Annotated in this window: 1 protein-coding gene; it reads left to right on the top strand. The window is 69.7% G+C overall.

Annotation, left to right across the window (positions count from 1 at the left end; translation table 11 throughout):
- The first annotated feature begins 276 nt into the window (after positions 1 to 276).
- The gene (locus tag ACRDUX_RS09525) at positions 277 to 4,704 is read left to right on the top strand and encodes an FG-GAP-like repeat-containing protein (protein WP_526413258.1); all 4,428 of its coding nucleotides are present in this window, start codon (positions 277 to 279) and stop codon (positions 4,702 to 4,704) included.
- The last annotated feature ends 56 nt before the right edge of the window (positions 4,705 to 4,760 follow it).

The raw sequence follows: 4,760 nt of genomic DNA, 5'->3' as shown, positions 1-4,760 counted from the left end.
GTGACAGTGGGGTGCGGTGGTTGATGCAAAGCGGCAGCAAGCGGCCGCACTCCATATCCCGCGCCGGGCGCGGTCATTTGACAAACAAAAGGCGCGCACGGAGAGTGAAACAACTCGCGTGAACTCTCTGGCGGTCGACGAATGATGTCCCGGTGGCGCGGGTGGTTGCTCCGGCAGCCGCAAGTGCGCACCGCGGCCACAACGCATGAATAGTTCCGGCCGGCGCGGCGTCCTCAGCCGTGCGTGCCGCGACCCACGCTCATAAGCGCCCAAACCATGCCTGATACAAGCAATCGCCGATCTCCCGTCCCTGCGCGCCACGGTGACATCGCCGGGCGCTCCGAGCTGCACGCCCTCGTCGGCGTTGGCCTCATTGCCCTGGCGCTGGTCGCTGGGTTGGCAACGCTGAGTCGCGGCGGCGAATCGCCGATCACCGACGTTCCATTTCGCGTTTCTGCGCCGATGGCCGTCAACGTCGGGGCTGACCCGGGGCTGCACTCCTTCGTGCTCGCCGACGTGAACGGTGACCGCATGCTCGACCTGATCACGGTCGAGCAGGACGAGGATCGAATCAACGTCCGCCTCGGCCGCGGTGGCAGCACCGGCAGCTTCGATCTGGTGGCGACGGTCGGGTTGGTCTACCCGCCCGGCGACGGCGGCGGCTTCACGCCCGTGGCGGTCGCCGTGGCCGATATCTCCTCGCCCTTTGGATCGGCCGACGAGGGGCGCCCCGACGGCAAGCCGGACATCCTCGTCGGCGGGGATCTGGGCGAGCTCGTCATTCTGCTCGGCAAGGGCGACGGACAGTTCGACCCCGCTGAGCAGGACTTCGACGATGCCGATCTCGACTTCGGTACCGTCGGTGGCTTCGCGCTGGGCAATTTTGACGAGCAGGGCGGCACCGATGTGGCCGTCCTCAACCTGGACGAGGGTGTGCAGTTCCTCTGCAACGCCGATGGCACGCTCGAGCCGTGCGGGACCGACCTGGTCGAGATCGATAAAACCGATCTGATCGATATCGTGGCCGGTGACTTCGATGGTGATGCGAACCTCGACGTCGCGACCCTCGACGGGGACAGCGGCTTCGTCAGCACGATCTTCGGCAACGGCGACGGCACCTTCGAGGATCCCCGCGACACCCCGGTCGGGGGCGAAGGCGAGCGATCGACGGATTTTGCCGTTGGCCGCTTCAACGACGACAACACCGACGATCTGGCCGTCATCAACTTCGGCGAGTTCGGCGAGAACCTCGGTATCACGCTGCGCGGTCGCTCCAACGGCAGCTACCAGACCGGCGGGTTCGTCGCCAGCTTCAAAGCGCTCTCGCTGACGGTGGCCGACTTCGACAATGCCGAGGGCGGCGACCTCGATATCATGCACGGCTTCGAGGGGGCGGGCCTGAGTCTCAACATCGGCAACAACCTGGGGGAGTTCGCCGACCCTTTCTCGCCCTCCCTCACTGGCGGCTCGGTGGTCTCGCCGGTGGCGATGGCGTCCGGCAGTCTTGGCGGCGACGCGCTCCCCGACCTGATCGTGCTCGGGCAGGACGGGGCGCAGATGCGCGTCGCGATCAACGTCTCAAATGAGCCGCGCGACACGCCGACGGTGGGCACGCCCGCGACCGAGACGCGCACGATCACGGGCACGCCGCAGCCCAGCGCCACGATCACGCCGACCAGGCCGACCAGCACGGCGACGGTGACCAGCACGCCAACCGTGACGGCGACCCCGACCCCGATCCCGACCGCCAATTACGGCAAATGCGACCTGCTCGTCGCCGGCTCGCTGGCCGGCATCGCCAATGGCCTGCTCGACGGCGACGGCAGCCCGGACATCGCCGTGACCGACACGGCGAACAACCGCGTGCACATCATCGCCAACACAGCGCAGTTCCAGCAAGCGCTGCGCACCTGCGCGATGGCGATGGCGACCGAGCCGCTGGTCGTGCCGTTCAGCTCGATCGACGTCGCCAACCCCGGAGCGATCGCGGCGGTGGACGTCGACCGCGATGGCGACGTCGACCTGGTCGTCGCCAGCGGCGGCAACGTGGTGGTCCTGGACAACGATGGTGAGGGACAGTTCACCGCCCAGGCGCCGGTCGACGTCGGCGATGCCCCCGCCGCCATCGCCGCCGACTATCCCATCGATGCGACCGACCCGCGCCGCCGAGCCGGGCTCGATCTGAACGGTGACAACCGCACCGACCTGGTGGTCGCCAATGCCGGTTCCACGTTCCTGACCTTCCTGTACGGCCGCCCGGGCGGCGGTTTCGACATCGTCAACCGCGACATCCCCGGCCGAGCCGATACTTTGACGGCGGCCGATTTCGACCGCGATGGCCGTGTCGACCTGGCCGCCGGCCGTGGGACCGCGGTGGTGCTACTGCTGCAAACCGCGACCAACGACACCAACGGGAAGCCCATCTTCAGCTCGACCACCTTCGGGACCGGCGATACGATCGTGGCGCTGAACAGCGCCTTCCTCAACGGCGACCAGCGGGCCGACCTGTTGGTCACCCGGGCTGGATCGTCGCCGCGCGCGGAAGCGTTCCTGTTCGCCAGCGGGACCACCTTCAATCGCGGCGGCTTCTTCGGGTTGCAGGGCGCCGGGCCCTCGGCGGCCGGGGTCGGCTGGTTCAACTCGGCCGACAATCGCGTCGATGGCGTCGTCGCCAGCCGCCAGTCGCAGAGCGTCCTGTCGTTCGCCCTGGGCGACGGCGAAGGCGCCTTTCCGCAGGGCGTGTTGCTGCCGTTCTTCGTCCGCGGTGGGCCGGTCGCGCTGGCGGTGACCACCTTCGACGCCGACGGCATGCAGGATGTGCTCACCGCCAACGGTGACGGGACCGTCTCGGTGCTGCTCAGCAGCGTGCCCCCGCCGACGCCGACGCCACTGCCGAGCTTGACGCCAACGGTGACGCCGACGAACACTCCCACCGGCACGGTCACCCAGACGCCGACCGACACGCCCACGGCGTCGCCGACGCCCGAATCCAGCGCGACGTTCACCCCCAGCGCCACGACGACCGTCACGCCCGGCCTTTCGCCGACGCCGACCAACACCAGGGCCGGCGGCTTCCAGCTCAGCGGCAACGGCTGCGCGATCGGCGACGACCCGGCGGGTCCGCCCTGGCAGGGCATCGCGATCGGCCTGGCGCTCGCCGGGCTGGCGTGGCGCGGCCGCAAGCGAACTGCACACAGTGCGCGCGCCCGCTGGCTCGCCGGCCTGGCGCTGCTGCTCTGCGCTGGCCGCCCCGCCGCGGCGCAACTGCCGCCTTATGTGCGCTGCGACGTCGAACGCAGCGTTCTGGCCACCAGCGAAGGCGGCCTGATCGGCGGCGCGACCGGCGACCTCAATGGCGACGGGCAGCCCGATCTGGTGCTGGTCGACGCCACCCGACTCGTCGTCGAGCTGACCGACGCTGCGTTGCTCAGGCGCGGGTCCTGCCCGGAGGCGATCACCGCCCTGCCGCAGGACCTGGCCATCGTCAGCCGCCCGCTCGCGGTGGCCACGACGCTGTTCGACGACGACAACACGCGCGATCTGGTCACCATCACCACGGCGCCGATCAACCTCGCGCTGCTGCTGCTGGGCGACGGCACCGGCTCGTTCACCGGCGGGCCGACATCGCCCCTGCTGACCGGCCCGCTGACCGTGACGGTCGACAATCTGACCAGGGACGGCTTGCCCGACCTGATCGTCGGCAACGGAACCGGCGGCGGCAACAGCGTCCTGGTGCTGCTCGGGCAGGCGACGGGCATGTATGCGATCTCCGAGACGCTGCCGCTGGGGAGCGATCGCGTCCTGGCCGTTCGCATCGCCGACTTCGACGGCGACGGTCAGCGCGATATCGCCGCGGTCGACATCCTCGGGCAGGTGCGGATCTTCCTGCAGGCCCTGCCCGGCAAGTTCGCCGAAGCGTACACCTTCAACATCGGCGGCTTTCCGACCGACATGCAGGTGACGGAACCGGACCCGCTGGCCGGCGAGCTGGGTGTCGACGGCGATGCGGTTCCCGATCTGGCCTTTGTCACCACCGACCCGGGTGCGCTCATCGTCTTTGCCGGACGGCGCACCGAGGCAGGCATCAGTTTCTCGGAGACCGAACGCATCGGCGCCGGCGACAGTCCGTCCTCGCTCGGCCTCAGCGACCTCGACCGCAACGGCGATCTCGACGTGGTCGTGGCCGATGCCGGCGCGCGCCTGATCCGCTTCTTCCTCGGCGCCGGCGACGGTACCTTCGCGCCGAGCCCGATCAGCTACGGCACGCGCAGCGCGGCCAGCGCGGTCCTGCTCGCCGACCTCGACGACGACGGCCTCGACGACGTCATCACCACCAATCAGCCCGACGGCTCGCTGACCATCCTGCTGAGCGGCAACCCGCCGCCGACGCCGACCGCGACGTTCACCGCCACGGGCACCGCCACGGGTACGACCACCCAGACGCCGACCGTGACGCCGACGGCGACGCCGACCGAGACGCCCAGCGCCACCCCGACCGAGACCCCCACCTTCACGCCCACGGCGACGCGGACTCCGACGGTGACGGGCACGGCCCAGGCCACCGTGACCTCCACCTTCGGCGGCTTCCAGGTGATGGGCGAAGGCTGCGCCAACGTCGGCGGCGGTGCCGGCGCCGGTGACGTCACGCCGCTGATCGCCCTCGCCGTGTTCGCTTTGGTCGCCCGCCGCTTCCGTCGCTCCTAGCTAGTGTCCCGTCCCCGAAGTTCGCTACCTATCTCGGCGGCCCTCGACGCCCCTGG

Source organism: Mycobacterium sp., assembly GCF_050701675.1.
Taxonomy (GTDB): domain Bacteria; phylum Actinomycetota; class Actinomycetes; order Mycobacteriales; family Mycobacteriaceae; genus Mycobacterium.
This window is presented reverse-complemented; position numbering and strand designations above follow the sequence as displayed.